We start from the raw sequence: 20718 nt of genomic DNA on the forward strand, positions 1-20718 counted from the left end.
ATTGACACTGCGGCCAGTATGTCATCCATCGATGCGCTCCATGGTGCCGGGCGAAGTGGTGCTAACCCTGAGCGGCCGCGAATGGTGCGCCGCACACCGCGACGCCGCGATCATCCCGAGGCTGCCCGTGTCGCGCGGGCGATCGGCGCTAGAATCCGTTTTTCCGGTGGCTTGTGCATTGCACCGTACGATGGCCGGCGCGGGCATGCGTTCGAGATATTCGAAGTGCCGCTTGAAGGATTTCGCATATCGGGCGGCCGGGGCAACCGGTAGATTCGAACGGTCCCCTGTCGCACACACTTATCTCGACAGCGACTGCACGCGGGGCCATCCATGAACTTTCGGAGACAAACGTGGAAATCGACGCGACCTGCGATCCGGGCGACCTCGCCGCCCCGGCATCGGCGCACGACCTCGCGCAGGAGGACCGGATCTTTCGTCGGCTGGCCGTGCAGATCCTGCCCATCCTGATGTTCGCGTACGTCACTTCGTACATCGACCGCGTGAACGTCAGCTTCGCCAAGCTGCAGATGAGCCAGCACCTGGGCTTTTCGGATGCGGTGTTCGGCTTCGGCGCCGGAATATTCTTTCTGGGCTACGTGATCTTCGAGGTGCCGAGCAACATGCTGCTGGTGCGGGTCGGGCCGCGGCGCTGGATCACGCGGATCGTCGTGTCGTGGGGCATCGTGTCGGGATTGACCGCGTTCGTGTCCACGCCGATGCAGTTCTACGTGATGCGCTTCCTGCTCGGCGTCGCCGAGGCTGGCTTCATCCCGGCCATCGTGCTGTACATGGCGCGTTCGTTCCCGGGGCGGCGGCGCGCGCGGATCCTGTCGATGTTCTATGCGGCGCTGGCGCTGGCCGGCCTGATCGGATCGCCGTTGACCGGCTTCATCCTGCAGTATTTCGACGGGGCGATGCAGATACCGGGCTGGAAATGGATCTTCATTCTCGAGGCGTTGCCGGCATTCCTGGCCGCGCTGTACGTATGGAAAGACCTCGACGACGACGTCACGCGCAGCGCGCGCTTCTCGCACGCGGAGCGCGCCGTCCTCGCACGCGTACTGGCGGAAGACCGCGCGACGACCGAGTCCGTCGTGCACCGCGGCCTGTTCTCGAGCTGGCTCGTGTGGGCGTTCTGCGTGATCTACTTTCTCGACGTCTTCGCGATTTACGGCTATACGTTCTGGGCGCCGACGATGATCAAGCAGATGGGCATCGGCAGCGATTTCGTGATCGGCCTGCTCGCCGCGCTGCCGAACGCGGTGGCCGTGGTCGTGATGGTCCTGTTCGGGCGCAGCGCGGACCGGCGCGGCGGACGGCGGCTGCACGTCGCCACGCTTTTGCTGATGGGCGCGACGGGGCTCGGGCTGTCGGTCGTCTGGCACGATCAGCTGTGGCTCGGGATGTTCGCGCTTTGCATTGCGAACGCGGGGCTCATCTCGTTTCCGCCGCTGTTCTGGAGCATGCCGACCGCGGCGCTCGGCGCCGCATCGGTATCGATGGGCATCGCGGTGATCAGCTCGTTCGGCAACCTCGGCGGTTTCTTCGGCCCCTATGCGGTCGGCTACCTGAAGCAGCTGTCCGGCAATCTCGCCGTGCCGCTGTTCCTGATGGTCGGGTGCCTGTTGCTGGGCCTCGTCCTCACGATGCTGCTGCCGGCGCGGCTGGTCGAGCGGTAACGACAATCCGGTTCGCCGCGGCGCAGCGCCGCGGCGCCTTTTTTGACGGGAATGACATGAAACAGCAGATTGGCCTGATCGGCGTGGGTTTGATGGGGCATGGTATTGCGCGCAACGTGCTGAAGCACGGCTATCCGCTCACGGTCGTCGAGCATCCGGGCAACCAGCCGCTCGACGAACTGCTGCAGGGCGGCGTCCGGACCGTGCGGACCGCGCGCGAACTGGCCGCGCAAGCGGACGTCGTCATCCTCTGCGTGACGGGTTCCCCCGAAGTGGAAGCGGTGCTCACCGGCGAGGACGGTGTGTTGGCCGGCCTGAAGGACAACGCGATCGTCGTCGATTGTTCGACCGCGGTTCCCGAGTCGACCGTCCGGATGGCGCGGCTCGTCGAAGCGGCAGGCGGGCGCTTCGTCGATGCGCCGATGACGCGCGGCGCCAGGGAGGCTCACGAGGGCCGGCTGAACCTGCTGGTCGGCGCGACGCCCGGGTTGTTCGCGGAGATCCGGCCGGTGCTCGCGTGCTTCGCCGAAAACATCACGCGCGTCGGCGATGTCGGGGCCGGCCACAGCATGAAGCTGCTGCACAACTATGTTTCGCTCGGGACCATCGCGCTGCTGTCGGAAGCCGTCGCGTGCGCGAAGCGCGCGGGCGTGGACGTCGCGGTGCTCGCCGACGTGCTCGCCAACGGCGGTGGCGGCGGCGCCGCGCTGAACCGGCTGCGTCCGTTCCTGGAGTCCGGCGACACGTCCGCGCTGCCGTTCCATATGGCGAATGCGCTGAAGGATCTGTCGTACTACTCGGCGATGGCCGAAGGCGTCGATGCGGCCCATGCGATCGCGGCGGCCGTCACGGATACGTACCGCGATGCCGTTGCCGGGGCCGGCGCGCATTGTCCGGTGCTGAAACTGACCGATGTGCTGATGGCGGGGCCCACGCGCGACGACGGCGCGTCGCTTTGAGTAGGCGGGCGGTCGTGCGTGCGGGGCAGGATCGCCGGAAAAAATCCGGGAACCCGTTTGTAGCGGGTGCGATGACCGATGACAAAAAGAACGAAATCGATTGCCGTGGTAGCCGTACTGATCTGCGTCGGCCTGTTCCTCATGACCAAGGTGCACCACGGGTATTACTCGCATGACAAGGCCATTGCCGACGATGCCGAAAAGATCGCGATTCAGCGCTTCAACAGCAAGCAGTTCGATGCGATCTACGACAGCTTCGCCGAGAACGAGAAGCAGGCTATTCCGAGGAAACAGGCGCTGGAAGCCATGCACGCCACCTTTGATCGTTTCGGGACATAGCCCGGTCGATCCGGAAATCGTCCGTGCGCACGCATGCTCCGGCCGCGCGTATGGTGCACCGCTTAGTCGGGTCTCGTAGCGTATGCACATACGTACGACGTCAACGTATGCGTCTCGGATATCGTGGTACGTGCAGCAGGAGCGGGAAGCCTAGTCCGGCGCGACCGACCGGGCGAACTCGACGAATTGCTCGACGCAGGTCGACGAAAACGGTTCGGACCACGTGACGACCAGCTCGAGCACGTGCGGCCTCGCCAGCGGCACGTAAGCGACGCCCGGGCGGTGCAACGTCGACGTGAAGCCGGGCACGATGGCGACGCCGCGTTCCGCCGCCACCAGCGACACCAGTGTCGTGATCTGCGACGCGGTCGGTCCTATCCGCGGCGTCACGCCTTCATGCGCGCACAGATCCTCGAGCGCGGCGTTCAGCGCGGAACCGTACCCGGAAGGGAACGTGACGAAGTTCTCCATCGCGAGTTCGCGGAACGCGATCGTCGCGTTGCCTGCGTATCGGCTCCGGGCCGGCACCGCGGCGACGAGTGGTTCCCGCGACACGACGAGGGAGCGGATGCGCTCGCCGGACGTCGTCGCCGCTGACCAGCCGAAGCCGATGTCCAGCGTGCCGTCGGCGATCTGCTGGCGCTGACTGGCGGTCGATACCTCCCGAAACGCCAACTCGACTTCCGGCATGCTGCGGCTCACGTTGCGGATGATGTCCGAAAACGCGTCGGACATCGGGATGGAGCTTGCATAGCCGATCACGACACGGCCGACCATACCCTGCGCCATCTTGCGCGCGGTCGCCTCCGCCTCGTCGACCGCATGAACGACGGTTCTCGCCTGTTCGAGAAACAGCGCGCCGGCCGGCGTGAGCTGCACCGCGCGCGTGGACCGCTCGAACAGCCGGATGCCGAGGTCGGCTTCCAGCGCGGCGATATGGCGCGTCAAAGGCGGCTGGGCGATACGCAAACGCAACGCCGCGCGTCCGAAGTGCAATTCGTCGGCGACGGTCACGAAATAGCGGAGGCGGCGTAGGTCGAGCATTTTTGTCGTTTCGGTATCAGTGGCCACGAAAACAGTATTGGCACGCGTGCCGCCCGCTCGTCAGACTGTCACCCACATCAGAGAGGGCATCACCCGTGGGCAACAGAACCATCCGATTCGCATTTTTCCTGTGCGGGTTCGCGGCATTTATCAATCTTTATTCGACGCAGGGCATCCTGCACGAACTCGCCGCGGCCTTCAACGTGAGCGCCGAACAGGCCGGCCAGGGCATCAGCGCCACTACCTTGGCGGTTGCCATTATCGCTCCGTTCGTCGGTACGCTGGCCGCCCGCTTCGATCGCCGGACGGTCATTTCGTGCGCCGCCGTGGCGTGTGCGCTTCCCGTCCTGTGGTCGGGGCACGCGGCGCACTTTTCATCGTTTCTCGCCGCCCGCTTTGCCGCGGGCATGCTGATGCCGTTCATTTTCGCGATCTCGATCGCCTGTATCGGCGAGATCTTCAGCCACGACGCGGCGACGGAGGTCAGCGCACTGTTCGTCGCCGGTACGACGCTCGGCGGATTCGCCGGGCGCTTCGTGACCAATATCCTGACGTCCGCGTTCGGCTGGCGTCACGCGCTCGATTTCATCGCGTTCCTGTGTCTCGCGACGGGCCTCGCGATCCACGCGTGCCTGCCGAGGTCCGACGTCGCGCGTCCGGATGGCGATGGCGTGGCGATGCCGCGCCGGAAGCTCTTGACACGCGGCCCGCTGCTGGCGTCGTTTCTGGTCGGCGCATGCGTGCTCGCATCGCAGGTCGCGACGTTCACGTTTGTCGGACTGCGGCTGGCCGGTGCGCCATTTGGCTTCGATACGGTCGAGATCGGCGCGATCTATGCGGTATTTCTCGTCGCGGTGGTCGTCACACCGCTCGCGGGCCGCGTCGCGGCGCAACGCGGCCCGCGCGATCTCGCGCTTGCGGCGACCGGGCTCGCGATCGTCGGTGCATTGCTCACGCTGTCGAGCAGCGTCAGTGCGATCCTGACCGGTCTCGCGCTCAGTTCAACCGCGGTGTTCGTCGAGCAGGCGTCGGCCAATGCGTTCATCTCGCGGGTGGCACGCGGGGCACGATCGACGGCGATCGGCATCTACCTTTCCTTCTATTACCTTGGCGGAAGTCTCGGCTCGGTCCTGCCTGTTCCCGCATGGAATCGCTGGGGCTGGGCGGGCTGCGTCGCGTTCGTCGTCGGCGCACAGGCGATCGCGGGCGCGCTCGTGTTTTTCTTCTGGCGCGGGACGCCGCCTGCCGGCGCAAGCAAATCTGGCTCGCCCGAAGTCAGGCCGACTCGGTAGTCGATTTCAACTCGCCGCGCGCACCCGCCGCCCTCACGCTGTCCGCCGGATCATACCCGGCCGGCAACGCCACCCGCACATAAAGAAACGCACGCCGTTCCCGATCGGGCAGCACTTGCGGTCCGTAGCTGATCCTGACCGCTCCGTCGTCGATCTCCCCGGCCTGCGCGAAGCGCCACGCGCCGGGATCGCTGTCGAGCAGGAATTCGGCGCGCGCATACGTGTGCGGCTCGAACAGCTCGGGAATCGTCACCGTCCTGCCGTCGAGCTTGTCGAGCAACGCTTCGACCACGTTGAAGCCGTACCCGTCGCGCACGATGTCGCAGATGAAGCTGCCCGCGATACGCGGGTTCAGTTCGATCACGTGCGGCACGCGATCATGCACGATGCAGTCGAGATGCACGGGCCCCCACGTGAGCCCGGCGGCGGCCGTCGCACGCGTGCCGACGTCGATCAGCGCGCGCAGCGTGTCGGCGTCGAGATCGAGTTCGGACGTATAGCCGCGTTCGAGAAAGCCGGCGCCATGCCGCTTCAGCTTGCGCAACGCGCCGACATAGCGGCCGTCGAAATACTCGACGCAGTATTCGCTGCCGTCCAGGAACTCCTCGATGACGACGCGTTCGGTCGCAAGCGACGGGGCATCGGCCCGCACGGCAGCGAGCGCGTCGAGCTGCGCGCGCACGGCGGCGATGTCCTCGCAGCGGCGCACGCCGTCGCTCGCGGAGCCTTCCGCTGGCTTGACGACGACCGGAAAGCGCAACGGCGCGGCCGCGGCCGCGAGCGCCGCCGGCGCGGCCAGCGTGCCCGCGACGAACTGCGCGGCCGGGATGCCGTGCGCGGCGAGCAGCGCCTTCTGGTTGGACTTCGACACCACGTGCGCGACGTGCCGTGCATCGGGGCCGGGCAGCCCGAGCGCATCGGCGACCCACGCGGCGGTGCGCGCATAGGTGTCGTGCGCGGTCGTCACGCGCAGCGTGTCGAGTTCGTCCGGATAGCGCGCGCGCAGCCAGCCGGCGAGCTGGCCGGCGTCGGGCGCGAGGTTGACCGTCTCGACGCCGTCCGGAAACACGCCGTCGAGACGATGGCCGGGCGCGGTGACGACGGTCACGGCCACCTGGCGTGCGAGGGCGCCGCGCACCAGCGCGATGCTGCTGCCGGTGGCGCGTGCGCCGATCACGATGAGTCGCTTCATGAGGAATCCTTGATCGAGGGCGAAAGAGGAAAGCCGGCTAGCGTGCGCGCCTGCGCAGGCGCTGGGCTTCGAGGCGCGGCAGCAGATGCTGGACGACGCGCGGCAGCGTATAGATCGGCAACTGCGCGCACGCGAACACGAGCGCCATGGTCGGCGTGGCGGCCAGCCCGAGCGCGGCCCACATCAGCCCGACGTTGCGGTTGGCGACGATCAGCGCGACGTTCAGGCGCGTGCGGACGTCGCCGGGCGTGAGCCCGTACGCGACGATCTGGAAACCCGCGTTGACGGCGAACGCAACGGCGATCGCGGCCAGTGCGCGGTGCGGTGCGTCGATGATCGACTGCTGCATGCCGGCCATCGTGCCGAGCGCGAATATCAGCAGCGCGACGACGACGATCGCGTCGATCGGCGTCGCATGGCGTGCGAGCCGCGCGCCGGCAAGGCGGCGCACGAGCAGCGCGACGCCCTCGGCGCTGCCGATCAGCAGCGCGAGCCGCAGCGCGAGGCTCGACGGCGAGATCGACACGGCCGCGTCGTGACTGAACCACGCGGTCAACAGCGGTGCGGTCAGCGGCACGAACACCATCGACGCGAGGGTCGCGACGAGCGCGACGCTTGCGTCGAGCGACAGCATCCGCGCGATCGTCGACGTACCGCTCGACGGCGGCGCGCAGTATGCGATCACCAGCGCGACGACCCAGTCGTACGGCAGGCCGGCGAGCCGCGCGGCGATGCCGAGCGCGACCGGGCACGCGATCATCGTTACGGCGGGCAGCAGCAGCGACACGGCCGGCCGCCGCGCGACCGCGCGCACCGCGCTCGGCTCGACCCGCAGCAGCGTGCCGAGCACGAACAGGAACACGGTAACGGGCATCAACGGCCGCGCGAGCGCCGCGAGCGGCGGCACCAGCAGCCCGAGGCCGACGCCGCACGCGAGCACGGTCGGGCCACGCCGCACCAGCGCGGCGATCAGTGCGCGCACGGACGAACCTCGAGCCGGCGGCGAACGGGGGTGAAGCCGAAGCAGGCAGCGAATGGCATGCGGATTCCTTGAAAAGGGCCGGCCGGCAGGGAATACCCGCTAGGCTAATCCGGATGATTGGCGAAGTAAAATGATATAAACTGAATCGGTAACAAGAGAAACCGATATGAACATCCCTCTGCTCGAAACTTTCCGGGCCGTCGTGCAGGAAGGCAGCGCGCTGCGCGCGGCCGAACGGCTCGGCTGCACGCAATCGAACGTCACGGCGCGGCTGCGCCAGCTCGAAGAGTCGCTCGACGCGCCGCTGTTCGACCGGCACGGCAAGCGGCTGGTGCTGAACGACGCCGGGCGCCGGCTGATGCCGTATTGCGACCGCATCCTGCGCCTCGTCGACGAAGCGACGCAGGTGGTGCGCGAAACGCCGGTCGCCCGCAGCTTCCGGCTGGGATCGATGGAGAGCACCGCCGCCACGCGGCTGCCGGCGCTGGCCGCCGCGCTGAAGGAGCGCGACCCGGCGCTCGGCCTCGCGGTGCAGATCGGCAGCGAGCCCGATCTGGCCGAGGCGCTGTTGCGCGGCCGGATCGACGCGGCGTTGACCGCTCGCGCGGTTGTCCGGCCCGGGCTGCGTTACGAGCCTGCATTCGCGGAAGACATGGTGCTGGTGAGCGCGGCGACCGTCACGCGCCGGCAGTTGCTGGCCGACAACACGGTGCGCTTGCTCGCGTTTCACGACGGCTGTCCGTATCGCGCGGTCGCGGAACACTGGCTGAAGGCGCGCGGCGTCGCGATCGAGTCGGTGTCGTCGTTCGGCACGTTCGGCGCGATTCTCGGCTGCGTGGCGGCCGGGATGGGCGTCGCGATCCTGCCGAAACGGATCACGACCGAGCACGTGGCGCGCAAGGAACTGCGCACGCACGCGTTCGACGATCTCGACAGCGTGACGACCTATCTCGTCACGCCCGACGAAGCGCCCGCGCTGCCCGAACTCGACGCGTTGCGCGCGGTGCTCGGCCGGCAGGCGGGTGCGCTGCTCGCGCGCTGACGCGAGACGATCCGGCCCTAGGCCGGCGCGACCGCGCGTTCGTCCGCGAAGAAGTCGGCCTCGATTTCGCGAATCCGCCGGCAATCCTCGAGCAGCCGCTCGAAGGTCGGGCTGTACAGGCCGACCGTGCCGAGGGCGGTCTGCAGGTCGGTGGTCACGCGCAGCGTGTCGCCGACCTTGATCCACTGCTTGAGCCCGACGAACGACGGTAGCGCCTGGATCGCCTGCCACGTGAAATCCTGCCGCAGCACGCCGTTGCGCGACGACAGCAGCAGCACGTGCCCGCAGTAGCCGCGAAAATCCGTCGGCGTGGTGATCTCGCCGAACAGCCGTTCCGGATGCAGCACCGCTTCGACGGCGGCCGACACGTGATTCTCGCCGCTGACCGCGCTCGTCAGCCGTGGATCGAGACTGCCGTGCAGCCGCGCGTTCAGCTCGACGATCGTCGGCCCGTCGACCGTATCGAACAGCTCCAGATGGGTCGGCCCGAAGCGCACGTCCAGCGCGTCGAGCACGTCGGCCGCGTAGTCGAGCAGCGGTGCGTGGCGCGGGTCGGCATGGTTCAGCACCAGCATCTTGTCGAGCCGCGGCGCGTGCGTGCGGTCGCGATGCACCTCCCACAGGCTGACCACGCGATGGCGGCCCTCGAACGACACCGAGTCGACGATGTATTCCTGCCCTTCGGAATAGCTCTGGATCACGATGTCGTCGTTCGGCTGGTTGTACAGCGAACGGGTCGCCAGCACGTCGCGCGCGGCGGCCTCGACCTGCGCGAGCGTCCGGCAGATCTTCACGCCGGTCACGCCCGCGCTGCGCGCCGGCTTCACGACGAGCGGCAGCGTGCCCTGCGCGCGCGCCCAAGCGAGCGCTTCGTCGACCGACGTGCTGTGGAAGTGCGCCGGCGCACGCAACCCGGCCGCGCGAATGCGCTCGTTCATCGCGAACTTGTCGCGTCGTGCGGCGGAGGTCGCGAGCGGGTTGCGATAGGGCACGTCGAGCCGCTCGGCGAGCGTGTCGGCCAGCTCGAGCGCCGCGTCGAGGCCGTGCAGCACCGCGCCGATCCGCAGGTCGGCCAGTTGCGCGAGCGTCGCGTCGATGTCGCCGCGATGCTGGACCTGGCGGACGTAGTCGGACGGCACGAACTGGTTCCGGTAGATTGCGGGCAGATCGGGGTCGCTGATCACATGCGCGCAACGGATGCCGTATGCGCGAAACGCGGGGGCCAGATAGGCGGCGGTCGACGCGCCGTCGACGATCAGGACGGTATCGATGAAGCGATGCTGCATGGATTCCTCGCTCGGATGGGGGCGGTTGAAGGACGTCGTGCGGCAGCGCGCTCAGGCCCGCGTGCCGGTAACGGGGGTGTCGCGGGGCCAGCGCACGGCCAGCACGACGCAGATCGCGACGAGCCCGGCCGCGACGGCGAACGCATGCGCGGCGCCGGCCACGATGGCCGCGCCCTGGCCGGCGACCAGCGCGCCGAGTGCCGCGACGCCGATCGCGGCGCCGACCTGGCGCGCGGTATTGAGAATCGCGGACGCGGTGCCCGAGCGGCCGGCCTCGACGCTGCCGAGCAGCGTCGACGTCAGCGCGGGAATCGCGATGCCGCCGCCGATCGCCATCGCCGCGAGCCCGGGCGCCAGCAGCGCATACGGCGTGTGCGCGGCGAGCGTTTGCCACAGCCACACGTAGCCGGCGAGCGACACGGCGAGCCCGACGATCACGGTCGCGCGAAACCCGTAGCGGACCGCGAGCCGTGCGCTCGCGATATTGGCGAGCATGATGATCGTGAGCGGCGCGAGCGCGAGCCCCGATTCGGTCGCCGTGAAGCCGCGCGCGTTCTGGAAATAGAGGCTGAGCGAGAAGATCAGCCCGTAGAACGCCGCATTCGTGATCGCGCCGATCGCGAGCACGCCCGGCACGCGGGCGATCCGGAAGAACGCGAGCTGCAGCATCGGCGCGGCCACGCGCCGTTCGATCGCGACGAACAGCGCACCGAGTGCGGCCGACGCGAGCAGCGCGCCGGCCGCATACGGGTCGCTGATCCCGTGCGCACCGGCGCGGATGATTCCGCCCGTCAGCAACCCGAGCACGAGTACCGCAACGATCTGGCCGGCCGGATCGAACAGCCGGGTGCGCGCGGCGGCCGAATCCCGCACGTGGCGCAGCGTGAGCCACAGCCCGAGCGCGCAGATCGGCAGGTTGATGAAGAAGATCGCGCGCCAGCCGAGCGAATCGATCAGCAGGCCACCGAGCGTCGGGCCGGCCGCGCTGATGGCGCCGCCCGTCGCGCTCCACCACGCGACGGCTTTCACGCGCGCGGCGGCGTCGTTGGCGCACGCATGCGTGATGAGCGCGAGCGACGTGGGCAGGATCATCGCGGCGCCGACGCCTTGCGCGACCCGCGCGGCGACCAGCGCCGCCAGCGACGGCGCGAGCGCGCAGCCGAGCGACGCGAGCAGGAACAGCGCAAGACCGTACGCGAACAGCCGGCGGCTGCCGAAGCGGTCGGCCAGCGTGCCCGACGTCAACAGCAGCGCGGCGAACGACAGCGTGTACGCATCGACGATCCACTGCAGCCCATGAACGCTCGATCCGAACGCCTGACCGAGGCTCGGAATCGCGACGTTGACGACGGTCACGTCGAGCTGGACGATCGCGAAGCCCAGGCTCGCGGCCGCGACGGTCGGGAAGATGGCGCGCAGCGACGTATGCGGCACAGCCGCGGCGGCGGCCGGTGGATGGTCGACGCGGTCGAGCGCCGGGGCGCGATCGTTCATCGCGGCTCCCGGTGCGGGCCGGACGTGTGCGACGTCGGGTGCGGCAGGCGGTATCGATTCATCTGGCGGGTTCCCGTAGGGCGGATAGAGGAAGCCGGCCGCCCGTCGGGCGCCGGCCGCATCGTCGAATCCGACAGAAAACTAGCATCGACCCATTGGCGAATACAAATAATAAGCAGTGATTTTTTAACAAGTATTCGTGTTAAGGGCAGGTGCAAACGACGTGAACCGGTTCCGCCCGCATTGCTGAACTTATATCGATAATTTTCGTTTGCAATCGAATTAATATCATTTCGCAATGCAATGACGGTCTCCTAGTCTTGTCGAGCGCTTCGCCCCGAGGACGGTGGAGCGCGGCGGTGATGCCACGCCGCTCTTCGAACCAGATCTTTATACGAGAGACCTATGACCTATCTCGCAGATGAACGCATCGCTTTGACGGCAGTGGAATCCGCTCATATCCGCGCGACGCTCGGCGCGCTCGACTACGACCCGGCCGGCGGCGCCGGTTATATCAGCGCGGTCCGCAAGCTCGCCTACAACGCGTTTCCCGACCGGGTCGTCGACGCATTCGATCGGGCGAAGGCGCCGACCGCCGACGCGCACGGCTCGATCGAGATCGACAACCTGCCGATCGACGACGGCGTGACGGGCAGCCCGCGGTTCGAGGAAACCGGCCGCTCGTTCAAGGCCGGCGTGTTGAGCGAGAACGTGCTGGTCGCGTTGAGCACGCTGGCCGGCGAGCCGTACTCGATCGCGCACGAAGGCCGCGAGCTGGTGAACAACCTGACGCCGCACAAGGCGACCGCGCGCGACTACACGGGCCTCGGTTCCGAGGTCGAGCTCGACTTCCACATCGAGAACGCCGCGCAGGCGCACATGCCGGAAGGCGACACGTCGCCGTTCGCGCTGCTGCTGCTCGGCGTGCGCAGCGAGGCGGGCGGCGGCCCGTACACGCGGCTCGCCGATGCGCGTCGCGCGCTGCAACTGCTGTCGCCGGACGACATTGCCCAACTCTACGGCGAGCACTACATCATCCGCGTGCCGTACCGGTGGCGCGGCGCGGCGCCGACGCCGCGCGACAACACCGACCTGAGCGCGGTGCTGTCGGGGCCGCTCGATGCGCCGCGCGTGACGGTCGCGTTCTATCCGGACATGGTGCTGGCGGTCAACCCGCGCGCGCAGGAAGCGCTGGCCAACCTGTATCGCGCGGTGCGCGAGGTGTCGTTCGGCGTGCAGGTGTCGCCGGGCAAGCTGGTGCTGATCAACAACCACTTCACGCTGCATTCGCGCGACCGCTTCGACCCGCAGTACGACGAGAACGATCGCGCGTTCCGCTGGGTGCAGCGTGTGTTCGTCGCGCGCAGCCTGTGGAATTTCCGTGCGTTCACGCCGCTGCAGGCGCGCGTGTTCGACCCGAAGGCGCTGTATGCGGGCGAGTCGGCGCAGGCGAGGCAGCCGGCGCCCGTCGTGCAACCGGCGCCGCGGCGTGCGGCCGCGGTCGAACTCGAAGCGACGCCTGCATAAAGGAGCCGGGCCGGGCGGCAAGGTACGCGGAACGTCACCGAACCGCCGCCCGCGCGTGCGCCACGCATCATCGAATAAAAAGGGATTCCACCAGACATGAGAAGCAGCGCTTTTCCCGTGACACACGTTGCCCGCTTGCTGGCCGCCGCGCTGATCGCCGGCAGCGCCTTCGCCGCGCAGGCCGCGTCGTTCGACCTGAGCCCCGAGCAGCCGGCCCGGCAGCGCGGCGCCGTGAACCCGGCGGTCGAGCAGGCGTTGCCGGCCGGTTTCCGGTTTGCCGAAGCGAACACGCTGACGATCGGCATCGCGCCGAACCTGCCGCCGCTCAGTACCTATGCGACCGACGCGCGCACGGTGGTCGGCTTCGATCCCGATCTCGCGCAACTGATCGCGGACAGCCTCGGCCGCAAGCTGAAGATCGTGCCGCTCGCGTGGGCCGACTGGCCGCTCGCGCTGCAGTCCGGCAAGGTCGACGCGGTGATCTCGAACGTGACGGTCACCGAGCAGCGCAAGGAGAAGTTCGACTTCTCGACCTACCGCAAGGACCAGCTCGGCTTTTACGTGAAAACCGGCAGCAGGCTGGCCGCGATCCGCGAGCCGAAGGATGTCGCCGGGCTGCGCGTCGTGACCGATTCGGGCACGAACCAGGAAAAGATCCTGCTCGAATGGAACCGGCAGAACGTCGCGCGCGGCCTCGCGCCGGTCGAGATCCAGTATTACGCGGATGCGGCCGAGCGGTGGGTCGCGCTGCAGTCGGGCCGGGTCGACACGATCTTCAGCGTGAACTCGATGCTCGCGTACCAGGCGTCGCTGCGCGGCGATGCGAAGCTGATCGGCACCGTCAGCGGCGGCTGGCCGCGCACCGCGGACATCGCGATCACGACCCGCAAGGGCAGCGGCCTGGCCGAGCCGCTGACGCTCGCGATCAATGCGCTGATCGCGAACGGCAGTTACCGGAAAGCGCTCGATCACTGGCAGCTGGATGCCGAGGCGATCGACCGGTCGCAGACCAATCCGCCGGGGTTGCCGCGCACCTGAACACGGTACGCGGCGGCGCTTGCGTGATCGGCCGCCGTTCGGCTGCACCGTGAAATGGCGGTTGCGATCCGGCTACGGTTCGACGCCGGGCTGTTTCGTGTCCGGCCGGCTGCCCGCGATCTCGATCGCCGTTTCCCAGCGGAAGTAGCCCGATACGGCGCCGTCGCGATCGAGCACGGCGAAATCGGCCGTGCACGTGGTGATACCCGGGGCCAGCACCTCGCTGCGCCAGAAATGGTCTTTCATCGGCCGGCACGACGGATGCAGCAGGTCGTCGCCGTCCGGCACCGGGGTGGCGGCGTCGCGGATTTCCGCTTCGATCGGCGCGACGATGCCGGCGTCCTTCAGCGCGAACCGGATGAACAGCACGGTCACCTCCGCCCGCAGCGCCAGCGCGGTTTCGCGCAAATGCAGCTGGTCGCCGGGCGACAGGCCGGCAAAGAGCCGGTTGTCGTTGTGGCCGACCTGCCCGGCGTCGCCGGGGCGCAACACGTAGATGTGCCGGCCGTCGATCACGGTCGGCGCGTCGGCGTCCCGGCTCGCATCGGGGTAGGCCGACAGCAGCGTGACGGCGTCGACGATCGCGAGACCATCGCAACGAACACCAGACATGAGCACGTCCTCCGCAACAAGGGAGCGGCACGGGCGGCCGTCGTGCGGCCGCCCGCGTGCCGCGATCAGTTATGGATCGAGATGAACGGATCCCACGAGAAGCAGCCCTGGCTCTGGCAGTTGCGATCAATGATCTGGAACTGGAAGTGGTAGGTCACGCGGCCGACCTTCAGGCATTCCGACGACCAGTAGTAGTTCGCGACCTTCTGGCACGTCGGCACTTCGGGCTTGCTGGTGTTCGGCACCGGGATCGACGCTTCCGCGACGCGCGGCGTCGGCGTCGAGATCAGGTCGTTGCCGACGTTGCCGATGAACTTGTAGAACACCACCTGGTTTTCGAAGCCCAGCGACAGGCTCGTTTCGCGCCAGCGGATCAGGTCGCCGACCTGCGCCTTCAGGTCGAGCTCGCCGCCCGCCTGCCCGGAAATGACGTTGTCCTGGTTAGTCACCATATAGACATAGCGCCAGTCGATCAGTGTCGGCGCCGCCGGATTCTTGCTGGGATTCGGATATTTTTTGAGAATGGTTTCGGTATCGAACGAAACGAGCACATCGGTAACGCGTGACATAGAAGCTCCCGTTTGAAGTAATGGGAATCATCGTTGCGCGAATTGCTTCGTGCAGCCGCCATCGCCTTGTGAGGCAAGGGTTTGCGCCGGTATCGGCACGTGCGGAGGCGACGGCTAATGCAGATTAGTCCGTTTGGTTAATCATGGAAGCTGTAAAAGTAAACAGGTCGGGAAAATGATTTTTAGAGTTAATTTTAAAATCGGAATCAATCGAGTCGATGCGTGACATAAATATCGCGACATTGAATCTGTTAATCGATCGACCGATTATCGGCGGGGGCGGGAAGGCGGCTGTTTACCGGTAGGTCCAGAGCCGGTGCAGCACGAACGTCGTCGGCGGGATCAGCAGTGCGATCGCGACGACGCCCATCGCGCGCGACGCACCCAGCGCCTCGGCGGCACGCGCGAGCAGCATCGTCTCGACGAAGCCGGCCAGCGTGACCGCGAGAAAGCGCAGCGCGTTGCGGGGGCGCACCGTCGACGAGAAGCTCCACAGCGTATTCGCCAGATACGAGAACGCAGTCGCGCAGAGGAACGCGATGGCATTCGCGGTCACCGGCGTCGCGTCGCGTAGCGCGAACAGCGCCGTCGCGACCAGCGTGTGGAGCGCGGTCGAGCCGAGCCCGGACACGCCGAAGCGCACGAGCCGCGTGCGCTCGGCCTGCAGCAGCCCGTTCATGGCGAGCGCGCGTTCAGCGCACGCCGATGCGCGCCCGGACCGGCTGCACGCGCCGGCGGGCCGGCTGGCGGCGGGCGTCGCGCGCGACCGGCAGTTCGATCACCTTGCCGTGCGCCTGGTAGCGGCGGCGGATCAGGTAGACGGGCCGTTGCTTCGATTCGTCGTAGATCCGCCCGACGTATTCGCCGACTACGCCGATCCCGATCAGCTCGATGCCGCCGATGAACAGCGTGACCGAGATCAGCGACGCGTAGCCGAGTACCGGATTGCCGAACAGCAGCGTGCGCAGGATGATGAACGAACCGTACACGAACGCGAGCGCCGCGATGCCGACGCCGATGTAGGTCCAGCTGCGCAGCGGCACGGTGCTGAAGCTGGTGATGCCTTCCAGCGCGAAATTCCACAGCTTCCAGCCGGAGAATTTCGAGTGCCCGGCGCTGCGCGGATCGCGCTGGTACTCGACGATCACGGTCTTGTAGCCGACCCACGCGAACAGCCCCTTCATGAAGCGGTGCCGCTCGGGCAGGTTGCGCAGCGCGTTCACGACCTTGCGGTCCATCAGCCGGAAATCGCCGACGTTCTCCGGCAGCTTCACGTCCGACAGCAGGTTGTGCACGCGGTAGTAGATCGCGGCGGCGGTGCGCTTCGCGAACGAATCGCACGCGCGGTTGCTGCGCTTGGCCGCGACGACCTCCGCGCCGTCGCGCCAGTGGTCGATCATCACCGGAATCAGGCTCGGCGGGTCCTGCAGGTCCGCGTCGAGCGGAATCACCGCATCGCCCGCGGCTTCGTCGAGGCCGGCCGTCAGCGCGGCTTCCTTGCCGAAGTTGCGGGTCAGGTCGATGACGCGTACGCGCCGTTCGGCGGCGCCGATCCGGACCAGGCGTTCCAGCGTGTCGTCGCGGCTGCCGTCGTTTACGCAGACGATCTCGAAGCGGATCGCGTCGATCGCGCTCAGCAACGGAATCACGACGTCGAAGAAGCGTTCGACGGCTTCGCCTTCGTTGTAGAACGGCACGACCAGCGAAACGAGCGGCGTGTAGATGGGTTCCCGCATGATGATTCCCCTTGTGATGGCGCTTTACCGGCCGGCGCCGAGCGTCGGGCGGCCGGTGCGGCGCAGGCCGTGCGCCGGGCGGTGGTGCGGTCGGAGCGGGTGGGTGAACCCGGTCTCGGTCGAGGTGTCGCGCGCGTCGGGCAGCGACGGCACGTCACGTCTTTCCCGGGCGATGCGGCTGACGAGCAGCGCGAGCGATGCGAGCGTCACGAGCGGCATGAACTGGAACGACAGGTGCGGCACGATCGCGAGGCCCGCGAGCGGCATCGGCCACAGCAGCATCAGCCATTCGCGATCGAAGTGCCGCCAGCCGTGCGTCCATGCATAGCGCGCGTACCACGCGATCACGATGCCGTACCACGTGAGGTCGTAGTCGTACAGATACGGGCTGACGAGCAGGCACGCGCACGCGAGGGTCGCGGCGCGCAGCGCGTACGAACACGCGCCGCGCCACGCGTAGACGACGGCGCTCGCGGCGGCCGCGGCCGACAGCAGCTGAAGGCCGCGTGCGACGAGCGCGGGCCAGCCGGCCATCGTCGCGAGCGCGAACACGGTCGGCATGCGGGCGAGCTTCGCGTGGCCCGCATCGACGATCGCGTAGACGTTGCCGATCACGTGCATGAACGTGAGCCACGGGCCGATCCCGAACGCGAGCGTCGCGAGCGCGACGCTGACGGCGATCGTCGCGGCCCACGCGGCCAGCGCGCGCCATTGGCCCGCACACAGCAGCGCGAGCGGGAACAGCACCGCGAGCTGCGGCTTCATCGTCAGCAAACCGAAGCAGATTCCGGCGCAGACGGGCCGCCGGTTCAACGCGAGCAGGCCGAGTGCGGCGAGCGTCGCGGTGAAGAGGCTCGTCTGCCCGACGATCACCGTGAGGAACGCACCGGGAAACGCGAGCGCGCACAGCCAAGCGGCGTCGCGCTGCACCGTGGCGCGCATCGTCGCCGCGAACAGCATGATCGTGATGCCGAGCCACAGCACGACCGCCAGCGTGTACGGCAGCCAGCCGAGCGGCAGCACGAACAGCAGCATCGTCGGCGGATAGAGCCACGGCAGCGTGCCGTCCGCGAGCGTCATCGTCGGGACCGCGAGCTTCTGGACCGCGAACAGCGCGGGGAAATGCCACGCGTTCGCGCCGTGACCGTGCGCGGCGAGCCACGCGGCGCTCCAGACCGGCGAGAAGTCCTGCGACAGCGGTTCCAGCGCGCCGTGGCGCGACAGGAGGACGCGGGTCAGGTAGATCGCGATGAACAGCAGCTCGGTCAGCAGCACGGCGGCCGCATAGAGGCGCACGCGATCGCGGTTGAGCCAGTGCGGATGGCGGCGCGGGCCGGCGATCGGGAGTTCCGGATGCACGTCGGCGGCCGAATGCGCGTGGCGGGCGAACGACGGCGCTTTCATCGTGCGCTCCGGGATGCGAGCGCCGTGCGGCGCACGACGACGAACAGCACCGCGAGCAGCACGACCGGCCCGATCTGCGGCAGCTTCATCAGCCGGTTCAGCATTTCGAAGATCGGCAGCAGCCACGCCAGCACGAGAATGCCCTGGTCGCCGGGCAGCCAGCCTTCGTCGAGGCCGTGTGCGATCAGGCAGAAGATCGCGATGCCGAGCCACGTCAGTTCGTAGTTCCACAGATATGGCGTCGTCAGCAGCGTGGCGACCGCCAGTACCGCCCCGCGCAGCCGCATGTCACGCGTGCGGCGCCAGACGTCGACGGCCGCGGCGAGCGCGACGAGCGCGACCGCCGCCTGGGCGGCCAGCGCGGCCGCCACCGGCGCGCCGGCGAGCCGCAACGCGGCGAACGGCGTCGGCGACGCGAGCCAGTACGATGCGAGCATGAAGTGCTGCGCGCGTACCGTCGACAGTGCGTGACTCAAGCCGTGCAGCGCGGCGGGGCCGGCCAGCGCCACGCCGGCCGCCGCGAACAGCGTCGCGCTGATCGCCGCCGCCGCGAAGGTGCGCCACGCACGCGTCGCGATCAGCACGAACGGGAACACGACGGCGAGTTGCGGCTTGATCGCGAGCAGCCCGATCAGCACGCCCGCCAGGACCGGACGCTTGCCGAGCAGATGCAGCGCGAGCGCGGCGAGGCCGGCGGTCAGGATGCTGTTCTGGCCGAACAGCGCGGACATGCACACCGCCGAATACGCGACGACGACGAGCGCCGCGGCGCGCGGCACGGGAAGATGCGCGCGCAGCCCCGACAACCGCGAGACGGCGAGCGCGTAGCATAAAAGACTGCCCGCGAAAAAGAGGAAGTAAGCGGGCAGGAAAGGCACGAGGGCAACCGGCGCGATGAACAGCAGCATCGTCGGCGGATACAGCCAGGGAAGCGGCCGGTTTTGCAGATACGCACCGAAGTGCGCGAACTCGGCCTGCAGGAATGAGGACGTGTCGTAAGCCGCCGCGGCATGGCCTTGCAACACGAGATGCGATGCGGTCCAGAAGACCGAGAAGTCGGTGCCGGGGCGGGCGGTGGCGTTCGACGTGAAGCCGTCGGTCACGACCGCCCAGACGATCAGCAGCGCAGCGAAGAGCATCAGCATGATGCAGCTGTACGGAATGATCCGGTCGGCCGTCAGCCATTGAGCACAGCGTATTGCGCGATCGCGCGTTCCACGATTGGCTGTGTACATGATGCCCCGTCTGTCGTGTGGCCGCGTGGTCTGTCGCGGCCGTTTGATGTTGTGGTGCCTGCGGATCGAATCGCTCTGAAATGGCGTTGTCCGGTGAATTCATTGTTGAAGAAAAAATCGCGTGATGCAAACCACGCACGGCCGGCCGGCATTTAATGTGTTCAGCGATTCGGGTGAAAACCGCCATTTCTGGTATGAGAAAACGCCGCCGCCGGGATCCGTGTTTCTGGCCTGAAACATTCCGCGATTTTTACCGGCTGTGCGTGCCGCCGAACCCGCGGCGCGCGGGCGGTCTGCCGCGTTCGGGAAAATCCCGAGAAAATTTTTTAGGTCCTTCGTGCAGCGCCACGACGGGCTTTCGTGTCGGCCGCATGCGCCCGAACCGCATATATCAAAGTTGAAACATTTCGGCGGTCGGGCGTTTGGCGGAGGTTTGCATATATCGCTGAAACCCTTGATGCGTCTCGATTCCGACCGGGATGGTCCGCTCTTTGCGTAAGCGTTGGCACGGCAGTCGACGACGTGACGACCGGGCGGTTCCGGCAGGCAGCAGAGGAACCGGCTCGCGAATCACCTGCGGAACAGACAGTCCGGAGCGCGTCGGGGAACACGCAGCTCCAGTCCGATCAACCGCGGCAACCGTCGTCGAACGACCCAAGAGACCCGGTGGATTCAGGGCAATAAGAAATCGGCATGGCAGTACATGGGGAATAAAAATGAAAGACCACAGCACGTCGCGGATCGCAAGCCGCGTTAAAGACACACTGCAGCTTTGCCGGGAGTTCATCTCCCGTTCAACTGGATTCCATGCGTCGAACGGCCGTCGCGCCGTTCCGGTCGATCGACTCGTCCGGTTCATCCGGCCGGTCGAACCGTACACGCGTCTCTCATGCTCCGCCTCGCCGATACCCGTTCGCACGGACAACGCTGGTCCACCCCGTTGCCGCGACTGATCGTCGGCTTCCGATTTTTCGAGTAGTGCCGGTGGTGCCCACCCCCCGACGTCCTGACCGACGAAGGGTATTTCATAGCAGTCCGAAAGGAGAATGCTCATGTCAAGAATCATCGAAAAGATCGCGTGGTTCGTCCAGGATCAGGACGGCGTGACGGCCATCGAGTACGGCCTGATCGCCGCGCTGATCGCGATCGGCATCGTCGCCGCGCTGGCGACGGTCGGTACGGATCTGAAGACCGTGTTCAGCACGATCGCCGCGGATCTGGACTCGGCGGTAGCAGGCATCTGATGGACGGTACGACGAACGGCTCGTTCGAATCGTTCGTCGGC

At 67.4% G+C, this 20718-nt stretch carries 19 protein-coding genes; 8 read left to right on the top strand and 11 right to left on the bottom strand.

Annotation, left to right across the window (positions count from 1 at the left end; translation table 11 throughout):
* Positions 1–353 precede the first annotated feature (353 nt).
* The 3 genes from DTA15_RS10340 (at position 354) to DTA15_RS10350 (ending at position 2980) form a co-directional block, all read left to right on the top strand.
* Entirely contained in the window at positions 354–1682 is a 1329-nt protein-coding gene (locus tag DTA15_RS10340; RefSeq protein WP_006485577.1) for an MFS transporter, read from the top strand.
* A gap of 56 nt (positions 1683–1738) precedes the next feature.
* Positions 1739–2641, top strand: coding sequence for an NAD(P)-dependent oxidoreductase (locus DTA15_RS10345; protein WP_006493817.1), 903 nt, complete (start codon positions 1739–1741; stop codon positions 2639–2641).
* Positions 2642–2746: 105 nt separating this feature from the next.
* Positions 2747–2980, top strand: a complete 234-nt coding sequence (locus DTA15_RS10350; protein WP_006493818.1) for a hypothetical protein — start codon at positions 2747–2749, stop codon at positions 2978–2980.
* A gap of 150 nt (positions 2981–3130) precedes the next feature.
* Here the strand turns inward: DTA15_RS10350 and DTA15_RS10355 are convergent, their stop codons facing one another.
* On the bottom strand, positions 3131–4024 hold the full coding sequence (locus DTA15_RS10355; RefSeq protein WP_006485560.1) for a LysR substrate-binding domain-containing protein: 894 nt from the start codon (positions 4022–4024) through the stop codon (positions 3131–3133).
* Positions 4025–4119: 95 nt separating this feature from the next.
* Between DTA15_RS10355 and DTA15_RS10360 the strand changes: the two genes are divergently transcribed.
* Positions 4120–5316, top strand: a complete 1197-nt coding sequence (locus DTA15_RS10360) for an MFS transporter (protein ID WP_006485566.1) — start codon at positions 4120–4122, stop codon at positions 5314–5316.
* Here the strand turns inward: DTA15_RS10360 and DTA15_RS10365 are convergent.
* Positions 5300–6508, bottom strand: coding sequence for an ATP-grasp domain-containing protein (locus tag DTA15_RS10365; RefSeq protein ID WP_006493816.1), 1209 nt, complete (start codon positions 6506–6508; stop codon positions 5300–5302). The two genes, DTA15_RS10360 and DTA15_RS10365, sit on opposite strands and share 17 nt — an antisense overlap.
* 37 nt (positions 6509–6545) lie before the next feature.
* A complete protein-coding gene (locus DTA15_RS10370; protein ID WP_006493813.1) occupies positions 6546–7490 on the bottom strand; it encodes a hypothetical protein in 945 nt (314 codons plus the stop codon).
* Positions 7491–7656: 166 nt separating this feature from the next.
* Here DTA15_RS10370 and DTA15_RS10375 point away from each other — a divergent pair, with 166 nt between their 5' ends.
* Entirely contained in the window at positions 7657–8532 is an 876-nt protein-coding gene (locus DTA15_RS10375) for a LysR family transcriptional regulator (RefSeq protein WP_006491158.1), read from the top strand.
* 17 nt (positions 8533–8549) lie between these two features.
* On the opposite strand, the gene DTA15_RS10380 is transcribed toward DTA15_RS10375, so the two are convergent.
* The gene (locus tag DTA15_RS10380; protein ID WP_006491160.1) at positions 8550–9818 is read right to left on the bottom strand and encodes an ATP-grasp domain-containing protein; all 1269 of its coding nucleotides are present in this window, start codon (positions 9816–9818) and stop codon (positions 8550–8552) included.
* Between the two features lie 51 nt (positions 9819–9869).
* Complete coding sequence (locus tag DTA15_RS10385) at positions 9870–11312, bottom strand: MFS transporter (RefSeq protein WP_012493709.1); 1443 nt, start codon at positions 11310–11312, stop codon at positions 9870–9872.
* Positions 11313–11717: 405 nt separating this feature from the next.
* Between DTA15_RS10385 and DTA15_RS10395 the strand changes: the two genes are divergently transcribed.
* Positions 11718–12839 (top strand): TauD/TfdA family dioxygenase, encoded by a 1122-nt coding sequence (locus tag DTA15_RS10395; RefSeq protein WP_006483186.1) that lies wholly within the window; start codon positions 11718–11720, stop codon positions 12837–12839.
* A gap of 96 nt (positions 12840–12935) precedes the next feature.
* A complete protein-coding gene (locus DTA15_RS10400; protein ID WP_006483190.1) occupies positions 12936–13877 on the top strand; it encodes an ABC transporter substrate-binding protein in 942 nt (313 codons plus the stop codon).
* A 72-nt stretch (positions 13878–13949) separates the two neighbouring features.
* On the opposite strand, the gene DTA15_RS10405 is transcribed toward DTA15_RS10400, so the two are convergent.
* The 6 genes from DTA15_RS10405 to DTA15_RS10430 form a co-directional block, all read right to left on the bottom strand.
* A complete protein-coding gene (locus tag DTA15_RS10405) occupies positions 13950–14489 on the bottom strand; it encodes an AidA/PixA family protein (protein ID WP_006483188.1) in 540 nt (179 codons plus the stop codon).
* Between the two features lie 65 nt (positions 14490–14554).
* Positions 14555–15058 (bottom strand): inclusion body family protein, encoded by a 504-nt coding sequence (locus DTA15_RS10410; RefSeq protein WP_006483191.1) that lies wholly within the window; start codon positions 15056–15058, stop codon positions 14555–14557.
* 295 nt (positions 15059–15353) lie between these two features.
* Positions 15354–15737, bottom strand: coding sequence for a GtrA family protein (locus DTA15_RS10415; protein WP_006483189.1), 384 nt, complete (start codon positions 15735–15737; stop codon positions 15354–15356).
* Positions 15738–15750: 13 nt separating this feature from the next.
* On the bottom strand, positions 15751–16794 hold the full coding sequence (locus DTA15_RS10420; RefSeq protein WP_006492870.1) for a glycosyltransferase family 2 protein: 1044 nt from the start codon (positions 16792–16794) through the stop codon (positions 15751–15753).
* 24 nt (positions 16795–16818) lie between these two features.
* Positions 16819–18198 carry a glycosyltransferase family 87 protein gene (locus DTA15_RS10425; protein WP_006481986.1) on the bottom strand — a complete coding sequence of 460 codons (1380 nt, stop codon included), beginning with the start codon at positions 18196–18198 and terminating at the stop codon, positions 16819–16821.
* A complete protein-coding gene (locus DTA15_RS10430; RefSeq protein WP_012493711.1) occupies positions 18195–19433 on the bottom strand; it encodes a glycosyltransferase family 87 protein in 1239 nt (412 codons plus the stop codon). The genes DTA15_RS10425 and DTA15_RS10430 overlap by 4 nt, the downstream gene beginning before the upstream one ends.
* A 1052-nt stretch (positions 19434–20485) precedes the next feature.
* Between DTA15_RS10430 and DTA15_RS10435 the strand changes: the two genes are divergently transcribed.
* On the top strand, positions 20486–20677 hold the full coding sequence (locus DTA15_RS10435) for a Flp family type IVb pilin (RefSeq protein ID WP_006483618.1): 192 nt from the start codon (positions 20486–20488) through the stop codon (positions 20675–20677).
* Positions 20678–20718: the final 41 nt, after the last annotated feature.

This window comes from Burkholderia cenocepacia (genome assembly GCF_900446215.1).
GTDB classification, from domain to species: domain Bacteria; phylum Pseudomonadota; class Gammaproteobacteria; order Burkholderiales; family Burkholderiaceae; genus Burkholderia; species Burkholderia cenocepacia.

What these genes read in the sequence shown, in the direction of transcription:
- DTA15_RS10345 (WP_006493817.1), top strand. Translation starts at nt 1,739, where the DNA reads ATGAAACAGCAGATTGGCCTGATCGGCGTGGGTTTGATGGGGCATGGT.
- DTA15_RS10355 (WP_006485560.1), bottom strand. Translation starts at nt 4,024, where the DNA reads ATGCTCGACCTACGCCGCCTCCGCTATTTCGTGACCGTCGCCGACGAA.
- DTA15_RS10365 (WP_006493816.1), bottom strand. Translation starts at nt 6,508, where the DNA reads ATGAAGCGACTCATCGTGATCGGCGCACGCGCCACCGGCAGCAGCATC.
- DTA15_RS10375 (WP_006491158.1), top strand. Translation starts at nt 7,657, where the DNA reads ATGAACATCCCTCTGCTCGAAACTTTCCGGGCCGTCGTGCAGGAAGGC.
- DTA15_RS10380 (WP_006491160.1), bottom strand. Translation starts at nt 9,818, where the DNA reads ATGCAGCATCGCTTCATCGATACCGTCCTGATCGTCGACGGCGCGTCG.
- DTA15_RS10385 (WP_012493709.1), bottom strand. Translation starts at nt 11,312, where the DNA reads ATGAACGATCGCGCCCCGGCGCTCGACCGCGTCGACCATCCACCGGCC.
- DTA15_RS10395 (WP_006483186.1), top strand. Translation starts at nt 11,718, where the DNA reads ATGACCTATCTCGCAGATGAACGCATCGCTTTGACGGCAGTGGAATCC.
- DTA15_RS10400 (WP_006483190.1), top strand. Translation starts at nt 12,936, where the DNA reads ATGAGAAGCAGCGCTTTTCCCGTGACACACGTTGCCCGCTTGCTGGCC.
- DTA15_RS10405 (WP_006483188.1), bottom strand. Translation starts at nt 14,489, where the DNA reads ATGTCTGGTGTTCGTTGCGATGGTCTCGCGATCGTCGACGCCGTCACG.
- DTA15_RS10410 (WP_006483191.1), bottom strand. Translation starts at nt 15,058, where the DNA reads ATGTCACGCGTTACCGATGTGCTCGTTTCGTTCGATACCGAAACCATT.
- DTA15_RS10415 (WP_006483189.1), bottom strand. Translation starts at nt 15,737, where the DNA reads ATGAACGGGCTGCTGCAGGCCGAGCGCACGCGGCTCGTGCGCTTCGGC.
- DTA15_RS10420 (WP_006492870.1), bottom strand. Translation starts at nt 16,794, where the DNA reads ATGCGGGAACCCATCTACACGCCGCTCGTTTCGCTGGTCGTGCCGTTC.
- DTA15_RS10425 (WP_006481986.1), bottom strand. Translation starts at nt 18,198, where the DNA reads ATGAAAGCGCCGTCGTTCGCCCGCCACGCGCATTCGGCCGCCGACGTG.
- DTA15_RS10430 (WP_012493711.1), bottom strand. Translation starts at nt 19,433, where the DNA reads ATGTACACAGCCAATCGTGGAACGCGCGATCGCGCAATACGCTGTGCT.
- DTA15_RS10435 (WP_006483618.1), top strand. Translation starts at nt 20,486, where the DNA reads ATGTCAAGAATCATCGAAAAGATCGCGTGGTTCGTCCAGGATCAGGAC.